The 18025-nt window shown below is 51.8% G+C and carries 15 protein-coding genes; 4 read left to right on the forward strand and 11 right to left on the reverse strand.

Annotated elements, in window-relative coordinates:
* Position 1: 1 nt before the first annotated feature.
* Positions 2 to 2662, reverse strand: a complete 2661-nt coding sequence (locus tag DYU11_RS17665; RefSeq protein ID WP_229365894.1) for a polysaccharide biosynthesis/export family protein — start codon at positions 2660 to 2662, stop codon at positions 2 to 4.
* Between the two features lie 251 nt (positions 2663 to 2913).
* Between DYU11_RS17665 and DYU11_RS17670 the strand changes: the two genes are divergently transcribed.
* Positions 2914 to 4806, forward strand: a complete 1893-nt coding sequence (locus tag DYU11_RS17670) for a DNA topoisomerase IV subunit B (protein ID WP_119669040.1) — start codon at positions 2914 to 2916, stop codon at positions 4804 to 4806.
* A 91-nt stretch (positions 4807 to 4897) separates the two neighbouring features.
* Here the strand turns inward: DYU11_RS17670 and DYU11_RS17675 are convergent, their stop codons facing one another.
* Positions 4898 to 5965, reverse strand: a complete 1068-nt coding sequence (locus tag DYU11_RS17675) for a fasciclin domain-containing protein (RefSeq protein WP_119669041.1) — start codon at positions 5963 to 5965, stop codon at positions 4898 to 4900.
* 259 nt (positions 5966 to 6224) lie between these two features.
* On the opposite strand from DYU11_RS17675, the gene pheA reads away from it, so the two are divergent.
* The gene (gene pheA, locus DYU11_RS17680; RefSeq protein ID WP_119669442.1) at positions 6225 to 7298 is read left to right on the forward strand and encodes a prephenate dehydratase; all 1074 of its coding nucleotides are present in this window, start codon (positions 6225 to 6227) and stop codon (positions 7296 to 7298) included.
* Positions 7299 to 7303: 5 nt separating this feature from the next.
* On the opposite strand, the gene DYU11_RS17685 is transcribed toward pheA, so the two are convergent.
* On the reverse strand, positions 7304 to 7924 hold the full coding sequence (locus DYU11_RS17685; protein ID WP_229365896.1) for a Uma2 family endonuclease: 621 nt from the start codon (positions 7922 to 7924) through the stop codon (positions 7304 to 7306).
* 118 nt (positions 7925 to 8042) lie between these two features.
* Between DYU11_RS17685 and DYU11_RS17690 the strand changes: the two genes are divergently transcribed.
* The gene (locus DYU11_RS17690) at positions 8043 to 8750 is read left to right on the forward strand and encodes a sulfite oxidase-like oxidoreductase (RefSeq protein ID WP_119669042.1); all 708 of its coding nucleotides are present in this window, start codon (positions 8043 to 8045) and stop codon (positions 8748 to 8750) included.
* Between the two features lie 206 nt (positions 8751 to 8956).
* On the opposite strand, the gene DYU11_RS17695 is transcribed toward DYU11_RS17690, so the two are convergent.
* The 8 genes from DYU11_RS17695 to DYU11_RS17730 all read right to left on the reverse strand — a co-directional run bounded on the left by DYU11_RS17695 (position 8957) and on the right by DYU11_RS17730 (position 17255).
* Entirely contained in the window at positions 8957 to 9529 is a 573-nt protein-coding gene (locus DYU11_RS17695) for a D-sedoheptulose-7-phosphate isomerase (RefSeq protein WP_119669043.1), read from the reverse strand.
* Between the two features lie 90 nt (positions 9530 to 9619).
* On the reverse strand, positions 9620 to 10552 hold the full coding sequence (locus DYU11_RS17700) for an ROK family protein (protein ID WP_119669044.1): 933 nt from the start codon (positions 10550 to 10552) through the stop codon (positions 9620 to 9622).
* Positions 10553 to 10620: 68 nt separating this feature from the next.
* Positions 10621 to 12240, reverse strand: a complete 1620-nt coding sequence (locus tag DYU11_RS17705) for a hypothetical protein (protein WP_119669045.1) — start codon at positions 12238 to 12240, stop codon at positions 10621 to 10623.
* Between the two features lie 172 nt (positions 12241 to 12412).
* Positions 12413 to 13285, reverse strand: coding sequence for a carbon-nitrogen hydrolase (locus DYU11_RS17710; RefSeq protein WP_119669046.1), 873 nt, complete (start codon positions 13283 to 13285; stop codon positions 12413 to 12415).
* Positions 13286 to 13691: 406 nt separating this feature from the next.
* Entirely contained in the window at positions 13692 to 15134 is a 1443-nt protein-coding gene (locus DYU11_RS17715; RefSeq protein WP_119669047.1) for an NUDIX hydrolase, read from the reverse strand.
* Positions 15135 to 15136: 2 nt separating this feature from the next.
* Positions 15137 to 15658: a hypothetical protein gene (locus DYU11_RS17720; protein WP_119669048.1), complete on the reverse strand. Its 522-nt coding sequence runs from the start codon at positions 15656 to 15658 to the stop codon at positions 15137 to 15139.
* Positions 15659 to 16018: 360 nt separating this feature from the next.
* Positions 16019 to 16315: a type II toxin-antitoxin system HicA family toxin gene (locus tag DYU11_RS17725; protein WP_119669049.1), complete on the reverse strand. Its 297-nt coding sequence runs from the start codon at positions 16313 to 16315 to the stop codon at positions 16019 to 16021.
* Positions 16302 to 17255, reverse strand: a complete 954-nt coding sequence (locus DYU11_RS17730; RefSeq protein WP_119669050.1) for a hypothetical protein — start codon at positions 17253 to 17255, stop codon at positions 16302 to 16304. The genes DYU11_RS17725 and DYU11_RS17730 overlap by 14 nt, the downstream gene beginning before the upstream one ends.
* A 441-nt stretch (positions 17256 to 17696) precedes the next feature.
* Here DYU11_RS17730 and DYU11_RS17735 point away from each other — a divergent pair, with 441 nt between their 5' ends.
* Positions 17697 to 17939, forward strand: coding sequence for a hypothetical protein (locus DYU11_RS17735; protein ID WP_119669051.1), 243 nt, complete (start codon positions 17697 to 17699; stop codon positions 17937 to 17939).
* Positions 17940 to 18025 lie beyond the last annotated feature (86 nt).

An 18025-nucleotide genomic window follows, 5' to 3' on the forward strand; every position in this document is an offset into this window, starting at 1 on the left:
GTTAGTTGGCAACCCGGCTCAGGGCGATGACCAGGCCAATGACAGAAAGGAGCGACGAAATGGTACCCGCCGTTGAGCTCAGGATTTGCTGAGGGGTTAACGGCGTAGAGGTCTGTTTCGGTACAATTACTTCCGAACCGGGTTCCACACGCGGATAGATGTTGAAGAACATGAACTTCCGGGTGCGGTCTACCGAACCATTGGCATACACAACAAACGATTTCCGGCGCTGTGACTTTGACGTAAAACCACCCGCCTGGCTGATGTAATCCTGGAACGTCTGCCCACCCCGGAATTTCACCGTTGTCGGCATCAGCACCTCACCCTGGACACGTACCGTTTCCAGCAGTTTCGGGATGCGCAGCAGGTCGCCCTCCTGCACCAGAATGTCCTCCGATGAGCCGGGTTTCTCCAGGATTTTCCGGAGATTGATGCCAATCGATTCTTCCTGGTCGGGAGCAAGCTGGTCGGTTTCTACCACCGCTTTGTTGCCGGCCGCATCGGCAATGTCCGTAACCGACTGGTTCCGGCGGGCAACTTCATCCGCGCTTAGTTTTATACGCCGGATCAGCGTAGCACCGGCCGGATAAGCCTGGGGGGTTAAGCCACCAGCCAGCCCGATCAGGTCCGACACCTTCTGGTCTTTACTGCGAATCGGATACTCACCCGGAACGATCACCTCACCTTCAATCCGGGCGTACGTCTGGATCAGGTAGTTGGGCGACCGGCGAACGATAATCTGGTCGAACGGTTCCAGCACAAACTTGTTGTCATCGGTGTTCATCGACAGGTCCCGGTTCACGTTGAAGCGGTAAATATCGGCAATCTGAGCCGAAGCCGACCGGGGGTCAACGTCTTTTTTCCGACGTACCACTTCCACCTGCGAAGCCGCTGCCGACTCCTTCAGGCCGCCTACGCGCAGCAGGGCATCGTTAAGCGTCATGTTCGCCATGTACGGAATACCCTCGTTTGGAATGTTCACCTCGCCCTGCACGGATATATTCGCCTGCTCAGCCAGGTCAAACTTCGAGGTAATGATTATCTGGTCTTCGCGCTGGAGCGGAACATCCGGCTGCGTACCGTTCAGGATTTCGGACAGGTTGACCGTAATGTTTTCAATGGCCAGGTCTTCGCGCGTCCGGATGATATTGATCCGGCCAACAAACGCGTCTCCTCGCAGCCCTTCGGCAGACTGTATGAGTTGTTTCAAGGTCTTGTTCTGATCGAGCGAGTATTGACCCGGGCGGAACACGGCCCCCTCGATGGTGATCTGGTTTTCGAAGCGATCCAGCAACTGCTCCACCGTTACGAGGTCGCCATCCTGCATATCAAACTGAGCGAACTGGTCGGCCGTTACGTCGATCACCTTGCGTTCGCGGTCGGTCAGGCGGGTTACCTTGATACGGCCTTTGTAGGCATTGGCGGCAAAGCCACCGGCGTAATAGAGCAGCCGGTCGAGGGATTCCTCTGGCAGCAGTTCGAAGATGTTGTTCCGTTTCACCGTACCCGTGATTTCGACCCGCGACACGAACGTGCTGAACCGGATCACGTCGTTGTCGCGCAGGGGCAAATCGTTCCGTTGCGTACCCGTCAGCAGGTAATCGTATAGATCAAGCGTTGCAACGGCTTTGTTGTTGCGAATGAGCTGTACTTTACGGAATGAACCCAGTTCGTTTGGACCACCGGCCTGATAAATGGCGTTCATAACCGTCGAGAGCGACGAAAGGGTATAGGTGCCGGGACGGACCGCTTCGCCAAGTACCGATACGCGGATGCTGCGGATGTTGCCCAGCGTGATTTCGAGGAACGTATTGGCCGGGCCGTACGACGACGAGCGCAGACCGACGTAGCGTTTCGACAGGCGGCCGACGATGCGTGCTTTGGCCTGCTCGATGGTCAGACCGGCCACGTAGACCGGTCCGATGCCGGTAGCCTGCCCGAAGTATACGTTACCTTCCGGCGAAACGGTCTGGCTGAAATCCGTTTCCGAGTAGCCGTACATCTGGATATTAAGCTGATCGCCTGGCCCGACGACGTAGTTGCGGGGCGTGGCAATGTTCAGATTCGGCTGAAACGTAGTGGCCAGGTTCGGGTCGTTGAACAGGCTATACCCGAAGAGTTTCTGGCGGGTTTCTTCGCGCTCACGACGACGGGCCGCTTCGTAGCCGTCTTCCAGGGCTTCCTGCGTTGTCGCTGGCTGTGGGTTCAGCGAATCGGGAAACTGCTCGTTCGCCTGGTTAGGCTGCCCGTTGCCAGGCTGGCTGACCTGCCCGTTTACCTGCCGGCCAATCTGCTGGTTCACACCCGGCTGCCCGGTGCGACCGTTCGGCTGGCTATTAGGATTCAGGGCTCCATTGGTGCGGTTGCCCGGTACATTTACGTTATTCGGTACGGTAACCGGTCCCCGGCCGGGAACGTTGACGGTTGTGCCCGGTTGGAGCGTACCCGTTCCGCCCCGCGACGGCACAGCGCCGGGTTGGGTAGCACCAGGCTGGGTAGTGACCCCACCGGGTAAGCTTGGTGTAATCTGAGCGTGAACGGTCAGGCTGCCGATCATCAGCAGAAAAGCGGGTAGCCAAGAGCTGAGTCGACGGTTAGACGAAAAAAATGTGGAAGATGACGAAATTAGCCTGAAGTTGTGGTTAATTCGGGATTTTTGCATATTTTTAAGATGTCGAAACCCCCTGGCTAACCAACGATGAGGGTTTGTATGTAACGACACAAACGTAGCCATAGTACGCACTACGGTTCAGTCGGCAAAATAAGTGAACTTTTTTGTTTTTTCAGCAAGTTTCCTATTCAGCGGAAGGTTTTCATTGTCTTATTCGAATGCGTATAATTTTTCTAATGTTCAGAATTGACAAATATTGTTACCTACCGAAGTTTTAGGCTATTTTCACATCAAAACCCTTTATGGCAGATTCGATAAATCAGAACGTACAGTATAACGAAGACAGTATTCGATCCCTCGACTGGCGCGAACATATTCGCCTGCGGCCCGGTATGTACATCGGTAAACTCGGCGACGGATCGGCCGCCGACGATGGTATTTACGTACTGCTGAAAGAAACCATCGATAACTGCATCGATGAGCACGTAATGGGCCATGGGAAAATCATTGAGGTACGCGTGAGTGATCACCGCGTGGAAGTGCGTGACTTCGGCCGGGGCATCCCCCTGGGCAAAGTCGTTGAGGTGGTTTCCAAGATTAACACCGGTGGTAAATACGATTCCGGCGCGTTTCAGAAGTCGGTTGGTCTCAACGGCGTCGGTACCAAAGCCGTTAACGCCCTGTCGACGTACTTCCGGGTGCAGTCGTTCCGGGATGGACGGACCGTCTGGGCTGAGTTTGAGCGGGGTGAACTGAAGCACAAAGGCGAAGAGGTCACCTCCGAGCGGAACGGGACACTCATTGTGTTCGAGCCGGACGATACGGTGTTCAAAAATTTCCATTTCATCCCGCAGTTTCTGGAGAAGATGATCTGGAACTACTGCTACCTGAACGCCGGCCTGACCATTGTTTTCAATAAGCAGAAATACATTTCGCAGAACGGCCTGCTCGACCTCCTGCGCAACAATACCGACGAGGAGGCTCTGCGCTACCCGATCATTCATCTGAAAGGACACGATATTGAGATTGCGCTTTCGCACGGCAATGCCTACGGCGAAGAATACTATTCGTTCGTCAATGGTCAGAATACGACTCAGCATGGTACGCACCTCAACGCGCTGAAAGAAGCGCTTGTGGAAACGGTGCGGAAGCACTTTGATAAAAACTACGAAACCACCGACATCCGGGCCAGCATCATCGCGGCCATCAGCATCCGGGTGCAGGAGCCGGTGTTTGAATCGCAGACCAAGACCAAGCTGGGCTCCATCAACATGTCGCCCGAGCCGAACGCGCAGTCGGTAAACTCGTTCGTAAAAGATTTCGTGAAAGAGCGGCTGGACGACTACCTGCACATGAATCCGGCCGTGAAGGATGCCCTGAAGAAGCGGATCGAGCAGTCGGAGCGGGAACGTAAGGAACTGGCCGGTATCAAGAAACTGGCCAATGACCGCGCCAAAAAGGCCAGTCTGCACAACAAAAAACTACGCGACTGCCGGGTTCACCTACCCGACGTTAAAGCGGACGACCGCTACCAGACCACCCTGTTCATCACGGAAGGGGATTCGGCCAGCGGCTCCATCACCAAGTCGCGGAACGTTCAGTTACAGGCGGTGTTCAGTCTGCGCGGTAAACCACTGAACTGCTTCGGGCTGACTAAAAAGGTGGTGTATGAGAACGAAGAGTTTAACCTTCTTCAGCACGCCCTCGATATCGAAGATGGGCTGGATGGCCTGCGCTATAACCGCATTGTGATCGCTACCGACGCCGACGTTGATGGAATGCACATCCGGCTGCTGATGCTGACCTTTTTCCTGCAGTTCTTCCCTGATCTGGTTCGGAATGGTCACCTGTACATTCTGGAAACGCCCCTGTTCCGCGTTCGCAATCCGAAGAATCACAAGGAAACGACGTACTGTTATTCGGAGGAGGAGAAGCAGAAGGCCATTGATAAACTGACCAAAGGCGGCAAGAAAGTCGAAATCACCCGCTTTAAAGGTCTGGGTGAGATTTCGCCGGAGGAGTTCGGGCTGTTCATCGGCGAGAACATGCGCCTGGAACCCGTTATCATGGAAAAGGAAACGTCGGTTCCGAAACTGCTCAGCTATTACATGGGCAAAAATACCCCCGACCGCCAGCGGTTTATCATCGATAACCTGCGGATCGAGAAGGATGTGGAAGATGCCGCCCTGGTCTGATTGCAGTCAAGGGTATAGTTCTGAAAACGCCAGGGGCCGACAGTGATGTCGGCCCCTGGCGTTTTCAGTTGCTCATCTGGATAACCGGCGGTTACTTCGGTAACAGCACGCGGTCGATGACGTGAACGACTCCGTTGGTGGTCACCTGGTCGGCCAGGGTCACGTTGGCCGCGCTGGTACCATTGCCTTTGCCCAGAATAGTTACCTTACCGTCGGCATTCGTGATCCGGATGCTGCCGCCCTGAGCCGTCACAAGTTCTGCCCCGTTCGGCAGCGTCTGCGAGAAGGCCCGGGTAGTCAGTACGTGGTAGTTTAGCAGATCGGCCAGTGCTTTCGGATCGGCCGCCCGAACAGCCGCTTCGTCGGCATAGCCCGCAGCCCGGAAGGCTGCGTTGGTCGGCGCGAACACCGTAAAGCCATTCTCCGGACTGCTCGCGAGGGTATTCTGCACCCCGGCCCGGTCGATAGCGGCTACCAGGAGCGTTAGGTCCTGATTCCCTTTGGCAAGATCAACTACTGTCAGTGTCGGCGGAGTCAAAACGCGGTTGATAATGTGAACAGCCGCGTTGGTAGCCGGGATATCGGCCTGGGTAATCAACGCGTTATTGACGGTAACAACACCCGCCTGCGTCTTGAATACAGACAATCGGGCGTTGGGCAACAGCGTCTGATACGACGTATTGACCGCCGTCGGGAAGGCCGATTTGTCGATCCGCGATCCGATCACGTGGTATTGCAGAATCCGTTTCAGATCGGCCGGCTGGGCTGCGTTTACGGCTGCTACGTTAGCGAAACCAGCCGCGCGGAATGCCTCATCCGATGGGGCAAAAACCGTAAGCAGGCCCTGGCTGAGGTCGGCCCCCAGACCGGCGCGGTTGATCGCGGCTGCTAAAAATGTGAGGTTTGCATTACCGTTGACTGTTGCGGTCAGCGATGTCACAACGACGCCCGGTGTGGTAGCCGTTGTTGACGAACCCGGGGTTGTAGCTGTGGTCGACGAGCCGGGCGTTGTTGTTGATGAACCGGGATTTGTTGTACCCGTAGTCGGGGGCTGAGGATCTGGGGTAGTTTCCTGACAGCCGACCAGGATTAGTCCTGAGAACAGAAAGAGAGCGATCAGCAATTTGAGGGTTTCGCTCAGATTTGTTGTCTTTTTCATACGTTGATGTTGGGTTAAATGAATACTCACTACCTGGATGAAACATCCGTGACGGAGCAACTGAACTGGTTTCAGGGTAAAACGGCATATATACTGACTTGTTGCCCGGCCGGTTAATCGCCCGGCTGGATGTAACCTCGGTGCCACCTTACAAAAAATACGCTGTTGGCAGTGTAGGGCGAATAGAACCGTTATTTTTGCCGCTCGAAAGGATACTACAAAAAATTATTTAACCGCCGACACCGGACGCCCCGTGAACATAACCCTTGAATCGCTCCGTAACGACATCGATGCCCTTGACGACCAACTGCTGACGCTCCTGAACCGACGGATGGATCTGGTGCGGCAGGTGGGCGATCTGAAGCGCTCCAGTAATGCCATCATCTACCGGCCCGAGCGCGAAAAGCAGATTCTGGACCGGCTGCATCGGCAAAACAATGGCCTGCTGAACCGGTCGGCGATTGAGGCTATTTTCCTGGAAATTTTTGCCGTTTCCCGGAATCTTGAATTGCCCGAACGGGTGGCGTTTCTGGGGCCGGAGGGAAGCTTTACGCATCAGGCCGCCGAGAGCCGCTTCGGAGCAATGAGCGCCTACATGGCCCTGCCGACGATTCGTTCGGTGTTTGAGGGGGTTGAAACAGGTCGGGTGAGGTTTGGGGTAGTGCCGATTGAAAATAATCAGGAAGGCGTAGTGAATGAAACGATTGACCTGCTGCTGGAGAAGGATTTGCGGATCGCGGCCGAGGCTCAGATTCCGGTGCACTTTACGTTTGCGACCCAGACCGAAAACCTGCGCGACATCACGCACATCTATTCCAAAGACATCGCGTTCCGGCAGTGCAGCAAGTTCCTGAACGATTCGTTTGAAGGCCTGCAGGCCGAGCTGGTACCGGTCGAATCGACGTCCAAAGCGGCTAAACTGGCGGCTCAGCAACCCCATACGGCGGCTATCTGTTCGCATATCGCGGCCAAGCTGTTCGACGTACCGGTGCTGTTCGACAACATCGAAGACAGTGACCTGAACCGGACCCGATTCCTGATTCTGGCCAAAGAGTTTACGAACCAGCCCAGCGGCAACGACAAAACGACGCTGATTGCCCGCCTGCCCAATACGGAGTCGCCGGGGGTACTGGCCGAATTTCTGCAGGAGTTCAACGCCCGACGTATCAACCTGACCAAGATCGAAAGCCGCCCGCTGCGCGAAGGCGCTACGTTCCGCTACTGGTTTCTGCTCGAATGCGAAGGGCACGCGGATGAGCCCGCACTAAAAGATATTCTGAACCTCTACCGGGGAGATGTGAAATCGGTCGGCAGCTACGTGCGGGTGGCGTAACGTCGCTAGGCGGATGGTGGTTGAGGGAGCAGTATGCCCTCTGTTTCGGCGTAAATTGTTGCCGTGGGAATAGTCAGGCCGATGGTTGCTAATTCGATTGTCTGACCAATCGCATCGGCTTCGGAAGCCAGAAACCAATACCCTTCTGCGTGTTTACGAAAGACTTCCACCCTGATTTTCTCCGAATCCACCAGTAAGTATTCCGAGAAGGTAGGCGAGTGGCGATACAGCGCAAACTTGTCACCCCGATCGTAACCGGCCGTTCCCGGCGACAGCACCTCGACAATCAGCATCGGGTTCGTGAGCGTATCGTGCAGCTCGTCGTGGTATTGATTAGGACCACAAACGACCACAATATCGGGGTAGGCGTAGAGCGAGTCAGTTGGTACGTTGACCCGCTGGTCACTGGAAAAACTGCGGCAACCTTTGCCACGTAGATGAATGTAGAGCTCACCTACAAGATTGTCTTTGATGCGGTTGTGGTTAGTAGATGCGCCTGCCTTTGGGATGATTTCGCCTGCAACGTATTCGCTCTTAACGGTAGCTTCCCGTTCAAGACGCAGATAGACGTCCGGTGTGATTTGTATTTTCTCGGCTACCATAACGCCCATTTTTTGATTGCGCAAAACTAGATATTTCAATTTACAGTTTATCCAGCAGAAAGGCAATACGGGCGAAGTTACGTTCGTAAATTCAACCTTGTACGGCTGTGTCGTCTGTGGTTCGGATAAACCAGCTCCTGCTATGGAAACCAACGAAAAATTTGATAAGATTGTCGAGGCCCGCATGAAGCTCAAACGTCGGTTTGAGGAAAAAATGGCCCAGACGCCCTCCCTGGCCGACGGTAGTGATGGTCAATTGAAACCGCGTGGGTCTGGTCCCCAGAATCGCCACGGCATGCCGACGGTTCCCGTTGGGCAGACCATCACGACAAAGTGGCCCGTGCTGGATCTTGGCTATCAGCCCAGCATTCCCCTCGACAAATGGCAGCTTAACATCGACGGTGAGGTGAACAATCCCATCCGCCTGAAGTGGCAGGATTTCATGGATTTACCCCAGGTGGAAGACACGAGCGATTTTCACTGCGTCACAACCTGGTCGCGGCTGAATATTCCCTGGGTGGGGGTGCGGTTTATGGATCTGGCGGCCCTGGTGGACCCAAAAGAAACGGCTACGCATGTGATGTGCTACGGCTACGACGGCTATTCGACTAACGTATCGCTGGAAGAAGCCCTCAAACCGGATGTGCTGCTGGTTCACACCGCAGACGGTCAGCCGCTGCCCCGCGAACACGGCGGACCCGTCCGGATGATTACGCCCCAGCTTTACGCCTGGAAAGGATCAAAATGGATCAAGCGTATCGAGTTCCTGCCGAAAAACCAACTCGGTTTCTGGGAAGAGCGCGGCTACTCCAACACCGCCTACCCCTGGCGCAATGATCGCTATAGTTGAAAAAGGAGGAAAGGGAGAGAAAAGACTCGGTCTGACGGTACGTCTGACCAAGTTTGATGCGCTGCTCTTTTTGATGAAGCCGTGGGTCTGACGGTACGTCTGACCCGCAGCTGATAAAACAAACGGTCAGACGTGCCGTCAGACCGAGTCTGATCGCTGTTCCTTCTGAAGAAGCCGTGGGTCTGACGCGCCGTCAGACGGCGCGTCTATTGCTCCATAAAACTATAACATAGCATGTGGCAGATGGTCATGTGGGCATCTTCGACGCGGCCGTAGTGCTCGGAGTCGATGACAATGACCTCCTGCGCCAGATCAGCTAGCCGACCGCGTTTGGCACCAACCAGACCAATCGTCGTCAGGCCGTGTTCGTTAGCCCACTGCACCGCTTTTACCAGATTGGGGGAGTTGCCGCTCACGCTCATCGTCAGCACGAGGTCGCCGGGGCGGGCGTAGTTCTGGAGCTGGCCAACAAATACGTCTTCATACGCATAATCATTACCGAGGGCGGTCAGCCAGGCGGTGTTATCGTTCAGCGACAGGCAGCGGAACCGGCGACCCTTACCCTGGCTAACCAGTTTGTCGGAAGCCCCTTTGCCGAGGTCGGTGATAAAATGCGATGCGTTGGCCGCGCTGCCGCCGTTGCCGAAGACAAACAGTTGCCGGTCGTCTTCCCAGCATTGTTTCAGCAGGTTCGTGATGCGTTCGACTTTATCGAGCGGAATGGATGCGTAGGCGGCCTGCTGCTGGGCGAGGTAGGATTGGAAGTAGGTGGTGTTCATGGAATTAAACGCAGAGAAAAAGAGGTTAGCGCAGAGGGCACAGAGTACTCTCCGCGAACTCTGCGAAGCCTCTGTTCCTCTGCGTTTGTATTACGTTGCTAAAGCCAGGGCGCCGATGGGCACGGCATCCTCGCCGAGTTCAGCCAGCAGCACAATGGGGGGCTGAAACGCTTTCATGACAAAACGCGTCAAGGCCTGCCGAACAGCCGCCCGCAGGGGTTCGCCGATTAGCGACAGTCCTCCGCCCAGTACAATGGCGTCGGGGTGAAACAGGTGCACAACGTGCGATAAGCCAAGCGCGATCACGGAACCAATCTGTTCGATCAGCATCCGGGCGACCGGGTCGCTCTGCTCATAGGCCGGATGCAGAAACCTGGCTTCGCCGGTGGTGATGCCGCTGGCGTGGGCGTCGGTAACCAGTTGTTTCAGAACAGAATCGTCGGGTAGCTGGGGCAATAACTGACGAATCTGCCGGTCGACTGCCCAACCCGAACAGGTCTGTTCAATGGTCTGCCCGTTGGCCCCTGACTCATCCGGTGGCACCAGCCAGAGATGCCCGATTTCGGCCTCGCCGGGCGTAGCGCCGTGGTACAACTGACCATCAACGACCATCCCCCCGCCGACACCACTGCCCAGGGTTACGTAAAAAACGTGCCGAAAACCGGTGGCTACGCCGTGGCGGGCTTCGCCCAGGGCCGCTACGTTGGCATCGTTCTCAACCCGGATCAGGTGAACGCCGGTCTGATCGCGTAACCAGTTGCTCAGCTCAAATCCGGCCCAGCCCTGTATCTGGTGGGAGGTAGCAATCCGGCCCGTTTGCCAGTCGACCGGCCCGCCGAACCCAACGCCGATGGCCTGGGGCGGCTCCGGAAGCTGCCGGATGGTTTGCTCAATGTGACCCAGAATACCTTCGGCTCCCTGAGCCGGATCGACCGCATAGCGGTACCGTTGGTGGATACGTCCGTCGTTTCCGCCCGTTACGAGCTGGAGTTTGGTTCCACCGATTTCAATGCCAAGATTCATTGTACTGGGTTATGCGTTTCCGGCCTGACAAAAGCCTGCTGCCTTATAAAGCGATCCGGTAGGAATACTTACCGGCGGGCGGCCCCTTTTGACATCGTTGCCCGACCAAGGAAAATTTCGTCGCCTTTCAGCGTAAGGGTTGTGTAGAAGTTGTACCCGTTCTCGACGTACCGGAGCATCACCTGGCTCGTTTGATTGGGGCGGCCGTAGGGTTTGGTAGCCGCCACCAGAATCTGGTTGCCGTTGACGATGGCCCGGACGAAGGGCAGATCGCGGGTTTTGAGCTGATTGGCGTTGTATTTATACCACGTTTGACCGCCATCAACGGATAGGTCCGTCTGCTCGTTGAGGTACGTTTCGCGGCCATTGAACAGATCGCCGTGGTGTTTGAAGACGCGCCACAGCCCATGAATGTAATGCTCGTAGCAGGCATAGTTCCGGTCGTTGGCCAGCCCTTTCAAGGCCGGATCATTGGGCGATGGCTGATCGGGAACCAGGTCCTTGTGGTCGTCCCAGAACAGGACACCATACGCCCCCGTGAACCAGTAAAAAATGCCCATGCCCTCCGCTACGGCCGGTGGGGCGGGGTGTTCGGCTTTGCCGCTGTTGGCGTAATCGGCGTTCTGCGTATTGAACAGCCAGTGCCACGCAATGCGCGGTTTAGGCGACAACCGCCGGTTCACCTCCTGCTCGGCCAGCAACGACGCCAGCCAGTGCCGGTCACCGTTGCCGGTATGGCGGGCGGAATAATCAAAATCAGGGTAGAGGTAATACGTTCCCGGCATCTGAAAATCGACGAAATCGGCGTACGACTTTCCGATGATATCGTCAGGCATGCCCCGCCGACGGCTCGTAGCGGTGTGTTTGGCGGGGGTGTTCCAGAGCCAGTCGGGTTTGGCCCCATAGTGATCGGCGCGGGAGTTACCGAAGCTGTTGTGCGGGACGGGAGCAATGGAGCCAACTTTGGTCTGGGGGCTTACGTTCTCTTTAATCGTCTTGATCATGAACGTGTACAGATTGGCCTGTTCCTGCTGGTTGCCGTAGCTTGTTCCTTCGTTCTCGATGTCCAGGAAAATATGGCCGAACGTACTCTTCAGGCTGCCCGGCGGACAATCACCAAAAGCCACACAGCCGCCACCCAGTTCCGCCGACGCGTTGAACAGGGTATTTCGCATGGTACGGGCATTGGCCGGGGGGCGGTAGGTCACGGCACTGGCCTGTTCGCTGTTGCGGGCCCAGCCCAGCTCGAACGGCGGGTTCGCAAAGTAATCCTGGTACAGAATAAGCGAACGCTGGCTTGGTTTCAACTGACTTCTCCAGCCGGCGGCCGGGAAACCATCGGTCCAGATTTCGACGCCCGGGACCATACGGGTCTGCTCCACAGCCGAGAAACCCCGGCGAAACAGCTTGTCGCGGTCCTGCTGAACGTGCAGGTTCCGGCCGGCTCCGCAGAACGTAATGGTTTTGGTGGCGGGCAGCGTAAAATCGCTGACTACGTCGATGTTGTAGTACCCTTTGCGGTTGGCGGGCGTGGGCGTAAAGCGGGCGCGTGGGGTAGGGGTGAGCGCGGTCGGCTGGGGGAGCGTACCTTCCAGCCGTACGGCGACAGGCTCCGGTGGCCGGGTTGACCACCAGTAAATGCCCGAACCAGCCAGCAGCAGGCTACTCAGCGTAATGAATTTAAGCATGGAACCAGAATGTTGGGTTGTCATTCCCCAATAGAACGAAAAGTGGATTCGTTGTAGTCGACGGTGGCCCCGGATTTAGTCAACTCGTCAATACGTGACAGCCGGCAAACGTACCGCCGATGCCTGAAACAGAAACCCCACAGCAGGTAAAAGCTGTGGGGTTTCCGGAAGACTATTCGTCGATATATCGCTTTGTAATGGGCTGGTACGAATCAATGCGCCGGTCGCGGAAGTACGGCCAGGTGGTGCGGTATTTGTCCGACAGCGCCAGGTCGACTGCCTGCACGTGAACGACCTCCTGATCGTGCGGGGCCAGGTACAGCAGTGATCCAAATGGGTTTGACACAAACGACCCACCCCAGAACTGCTGCTCGGCTTCCTGCCCCACGCGGTTGACGGCCACGACGTGGACACCGTTGGCAATAGCGTGGCTGCGCTGGATGGTCTGCCAGGCGTTGTATTGTTCCTCGTTCTGCTTCGGATCAGGTTCCTGCGTGTCCCAGCCGATAGCGGTAGGGTAGAACAGGATTTCGGCACCCATCAGGGCCGTAATGCGGGCCGCTTCCGGATACCACTGGTCCCAGCAGATCAGAACGCCAATGCGGGCAAACTTGGTATCAAACACCCGGTAGCCCGTATCGCCGGGAGTGAAGTAAAACTTCTCGTAGTAGCCGGGGTCGTCGGGGATGTGCATCTTGCGGTACTTACCCAGGTACGTACCGTCGGCATCCAGCACGGCCGTTGTGTTGTGGTAGAGCCCCTGCGCCCGCTTCTCGAACAGCGACGCAATGATGACCACACCCAGCTCACGCGCTACGTCGCTCAGGCGGTCGGTGGTGGGGCCGGGGATCGGCTCCGCCAGACTGAAATTATGGTGATCCTCGACGTCGCAGAAGTACAGCGACCGGAACAGTTCCTGCAAACAAACGATCTGAGCGCCTTTCTGGGCGGCTTCGCGGATGCCATCAATGGCCTTTTGCAAATTGGCCTCTACGTCGTCTGTGCAGGCCATCTGCACCAAACCAATGTTAACGTTCTTTGTCATTAGCGTGGCCGGGACAAGCGGGTCCAGGCGTTGAAAATTAGACGTGGTTTAATTAATAGAGGGCGTCGGCGACACAAAAGTAGTTTCTTTAGCCGCAATCGACGGTTAAGAAAACAAAACTCTTACCACGCGGGTTCGGGGAAATTGCTGGTTGAGAAGGAATGTTTAAGGCTTAAGGTATTGCGTTGCCGCTCTGCACCCAACGACCCAGGGGGTTGATGGTGCGTAAGCTATTTGATTGAACTGATGTACCTGAACCTTTACACCCCCTGTCCGTTGGGCTAAACGCCTGACTTCGGGGGCAAGCAACCTGTCGCCCGACAAGCCGCCCACGCGGAGCGGAGACGACGTACAAATCTGATAAGACCGAGCGTGAAGCCAAACCAAGTACATCAGTTACCGTATCCTAACTTAACTGCTCATCAAATATTTCAATTGTGTCAGGAATTCTTCTTTTGAAGACTTCTTCTAATATTAGTCTACTCCAAGATTCTAATTTATGCTTTCCCGAAATAATTTCGTTAACTTGAAGTATATGGCCACTCCTTGACGTCCCCGTTTTCATTGTAAACTCGTCAGAGACTAACTTGAATTTCTTGTCATCTAAATCCATTTCTATTACGTAACAGACAGCAAAATGTTTTCTACTAACAGGTAGGTTTGGTGTATATATAATGAATGATTCTGTATTCTTTATCGAAACAGAATCTACAACGTTATTTTGTAACGATACAGATTCTAGGACTTCTTTCTGTATAGAAAGAGACTCGCCTATTTCTTCTTCAATTTCCCTATGTAATGTCTGCTCAATTGTTTTAAGAATACCTGATTTATTATCCTCAAGTCTTACATGGCCTCCAATATATAACAATAATTTCTCTTTTTCGGGAGATTGTTTTGATATACGTTTACCACTTTTTTTAACAACTAGGACGTTATTTCTTTGGGGATTTGTTATGACTGCGATTGCTATAGGCTGGAGAACATCCCTTGTTTCTACGATGTCTCTGTTTTCAAAATCCAATCTTTCATTATCGAGTAAATGAATATTGTTAATACCGTGAGAAAGTTTCTTTTTAAAACTATTATCTACAAATCCAACCTTTTCTATAAGTAGATCTCTTAGACTTTTTAATATTTCTAATGTTACAGTGTAGCTTACGGTATTTGGATCATTATCTGTTTCACTAGTATCTGTTACGATTTTTTGAATATTTCTAAACTTTGCGCTGTGCCGTTCAATCACCGACTCAGTTGCAAGATTAAATCCTTTCAAAACTTTTTCTGTCATTATAGACCCTCTTTTTTCTGTTAATAAATTTGCATATTCACGTTTAATTGAAGTTGCCGGGTTGACTTGCAGTACATAAATTAAATCTAAATAATTGCACCACATATCCATTAAAATGAAATTTTCTATTTGTTTATGAGAGTCATCATCAAGATGTGGTGATTTAGAGTTGGGATTTTTATTTAGCCACTCGAACCAACATAAGGCGTCGAATATTCCTCTATCAGATATAATAATATCAACTCTATCTTTTTCCCGCTCTAAATACTTAACAATTTCAGATATTGCGGAAGTTAAAGTCCATATGTTAAAAAATGGATGTCTTTTGTTTTCAATCGGACAAACACTTGCTCTTTCTACCAAAACTACTGTATTAAAACCATTTCTTTTAAGAAAAATATTTAGTGAATTTATTGTAGTCGACTTGCCTGACTTTGGACTACCACAAAATTCAATTAGTAATGGCCTACGTTTTGCTCTTTCTTGTTTAAGTTTTAACACTTCCGAAGCCAATATTTCAAGATCTTTTATAGTTCTCTTTTTGTCAAGCTTTTCCATGATCAACTGTTTTTAAAAGTTTTGGTTGCCCATTCACTGCTTTTTGTTTCGATATACGTCAGTATATCTCCTGATGCAAAACCAGCAAAAAAAGAAAGAAACATTGATAAATATATAAACCCTATTTCAAGTTGAGTTTCTTTAACAGTAACTATATTAACTCCTGACTTTAAGGAAATATGAATGAGAAGAGAAAATCCTATCGCAAACATTGGTCTTGCGTAAAAGTAAGTATACATGCCTAATTCTCTAATCTTTTCATCTTCATTGCTTGGTTGTCGCATTTCTTTATTTATACTGGCTTTGTATATTTTTCTTAGATAAAAAATAGAGCTTCCAACCAATGCAGTACCGAAACCTCCTACAATAGATGCTAGCGATATGGTTACTCGGAAACAATGAAAGTAGCTTTCGTAAAGTAAAGCTGTTAAACTCAAAACTAAACCAACAAAAAACAGGAATATATAATAGTTTATTAAGCTTGATATTTTCTCTACCGAAAGTATAAACCAATCTTTGTTCATGATAACGGGCGGACTGTAAAGTACAAAGAAGGCCGTAGAAAGAATCCTACTCGTACAACAAAATTAATCAGTTAACTTGTTGAGCAGTTCAGCTTGTCAACCCCAAGTCGTCCTGTCTGTCATACTGTCACGCCATGTAAGTTCAGTTTGACGACTGACGCCCGAACTGCGAACGTAAAAGCGTGCCTATCAACCAAGTTCAGCTTGTCAACCGGAGCCGCCGAATCCACCCAGCTTGGGCAAGCACCCAACGTCACCGTGTGTTGATGACGAGCGAAGCGAGACATTTACACACACGGACGGTTGGGCTGACAGTCTGACTTTGCGGCCTGTTGCCTGTCGCCGAAAAGGTAGACTTACTTATTCGTTTGAGTCAAGCAGCCCTTGCTCTCTCAATTTGGCTGTGTAATCCTCCAGTGATAACGGACAATTCGCCAAATCCATGAAGTCAGATTTTTCCAACTTACACTGCCGCTTCATTTGTCCAATCAACGAATCACCCAATTCCTTCTCTCCGTGACTAATTTTTGTGTACAATACTACCTTTCCGTTATAACGAAATTCAAGATATTTATGGTCGTCGCTTCGATTTGCAGAATCCTCAAAGCCTTTCTTTTTAAGATTTTTGTACGTCTGTTTTGCGTCAAGCGTGGGCATGGTTATCAACTTGTTTGACTAAGGCGTTTAGGATTGCTTTTACAGATTGAAGTCGTTTCGTCAGTTCGGCATTTGACAAAGAATTATAACGATTGTAAATATACTCGAACTCCTCAGCAAAGCTTTGCTCTGCTTCTTCTATCGTTAGGCCGGTTCCAACCAAGTCGAGTATCTCACAAGTCATAACATAATAATCGTCCTCTTTTTCGAGTAGACACCGAAGCGGGCTAAAAAGCGTAAATGTGTGCGTACTCGATACAATTATATCTGGTGCAAGTGATAACGATGCCTGTTTATCAGAGTACTCCTCAATAGTTTTTGAATTGACCTTTTTATCACCCCGATAAGTGGTAACTACCTTTTTGAAACTAACCTCCTGAATAGTTTCTAACTCCTTATTCTCAATCAGAGGTGTTACTAATCGGTCACGAACTTCTTTAGCGAATGGCCGAATTGTGTAAAGCGGGACAATATTGTCTTTACCTTCCTTTTGCTTAAAATTGACCACACTAACAGGTGAGCCACCAAAGCTGTTAACGAAATTGTATAAACCATCAACTACCTCATTACGCCGGTAAGCATCTGGATATAATTCTTTTACTTTTGAGAAATTGCCTTTTCCTGACGCTTCAACCAGTTCATCAAATTTTTGACGAACTAATTCCCGTTGATTATCAACGTCTCCGTTAAGTGTTAATTGACGACGCGGGGTGAATGAAAATTGCGGAACTGCACTACCAGCCTTAAAGCCAGTAAGTTCTATTTTAAAATTATTTAAATCTATTGTAGAACCTTCTGAAACATTAACTTTAGCAAGCGTCTGGAGTAGCGTTTGAAGATTTTTAGCTATTTCAACTAAATAGTCAACCGGAAGAGAGTTGTATTTGCCAACCTCTCCGCTTACCTGTAAATTAATGGTTTCTTTATCTTGCTCGGACATACAGGGTTAACGAATCTAGGCTAACATTTGTCGTCAAAAGTACAAAAATCAGGCCAGCTACTTATCCTATGTAAGCATAATCTTACCCAGTTAAGACGTTTGCCCTGTCGCCAATACGCTGCCCTACAAACCAAAACTTAACCTGTCGGGGTCGCTCCGGCGCACCTGTTTGTCTTGTCAGCCGAAACTTACCTGACTCACTTACGTTGCCCACGTGGGGCGTTTCCTCTGTCGCCCGAAAGCTGGAAATGGAAGCAACTTTTTAGACTACACCCAACAAGTATATGTACGCCAAACTGCGGAACTACAATAAGCTGAATTTCAGCTATATTTACGCCTTCGCAAGCGATGAAATCCTATCATGTTGCATTATGCTACTAAAGAACGTATTCGATTACGCTACTTGCAAATTTTTGTCAATTTCCATTTACTAAGCGGTATATGTATTTTCAGGTGCAGGTAGTCGTACAGCGCGTTTGGGATATTGAGGGATATCCGAACTACTTCTTTGACGAAAAGGGCAAGCTCTACCGCCTTACGGCGAGAGGAGAGGTGAAACCGCTCCGGCGAACTGTAAAGCGATATACGCAGGGATATACCCTCAAAAGCCGGTTCTATAGCCTAGCCCAGCTTCGGTATATGCTCCGGCGGCACGGTGCTACAGATCATCCAGCAGGCTTTTGAGTGTGCTGATCTTGTCGGCTGTTACATGCGTGTAACGCATAGTCGTCAGAATGCTTTCGTGACCGAGCAGTTGCCGCGTCGGCGGT

It is taken from the genome of Fibrisoma montanum (genome assembly GCF_003583365.1).
GTDB lineage: Bacteria > Bacteroidota > Bacteroidia > Cytophagales > Spirosomataceae > Fibrisoma > Fibrisoma montanum.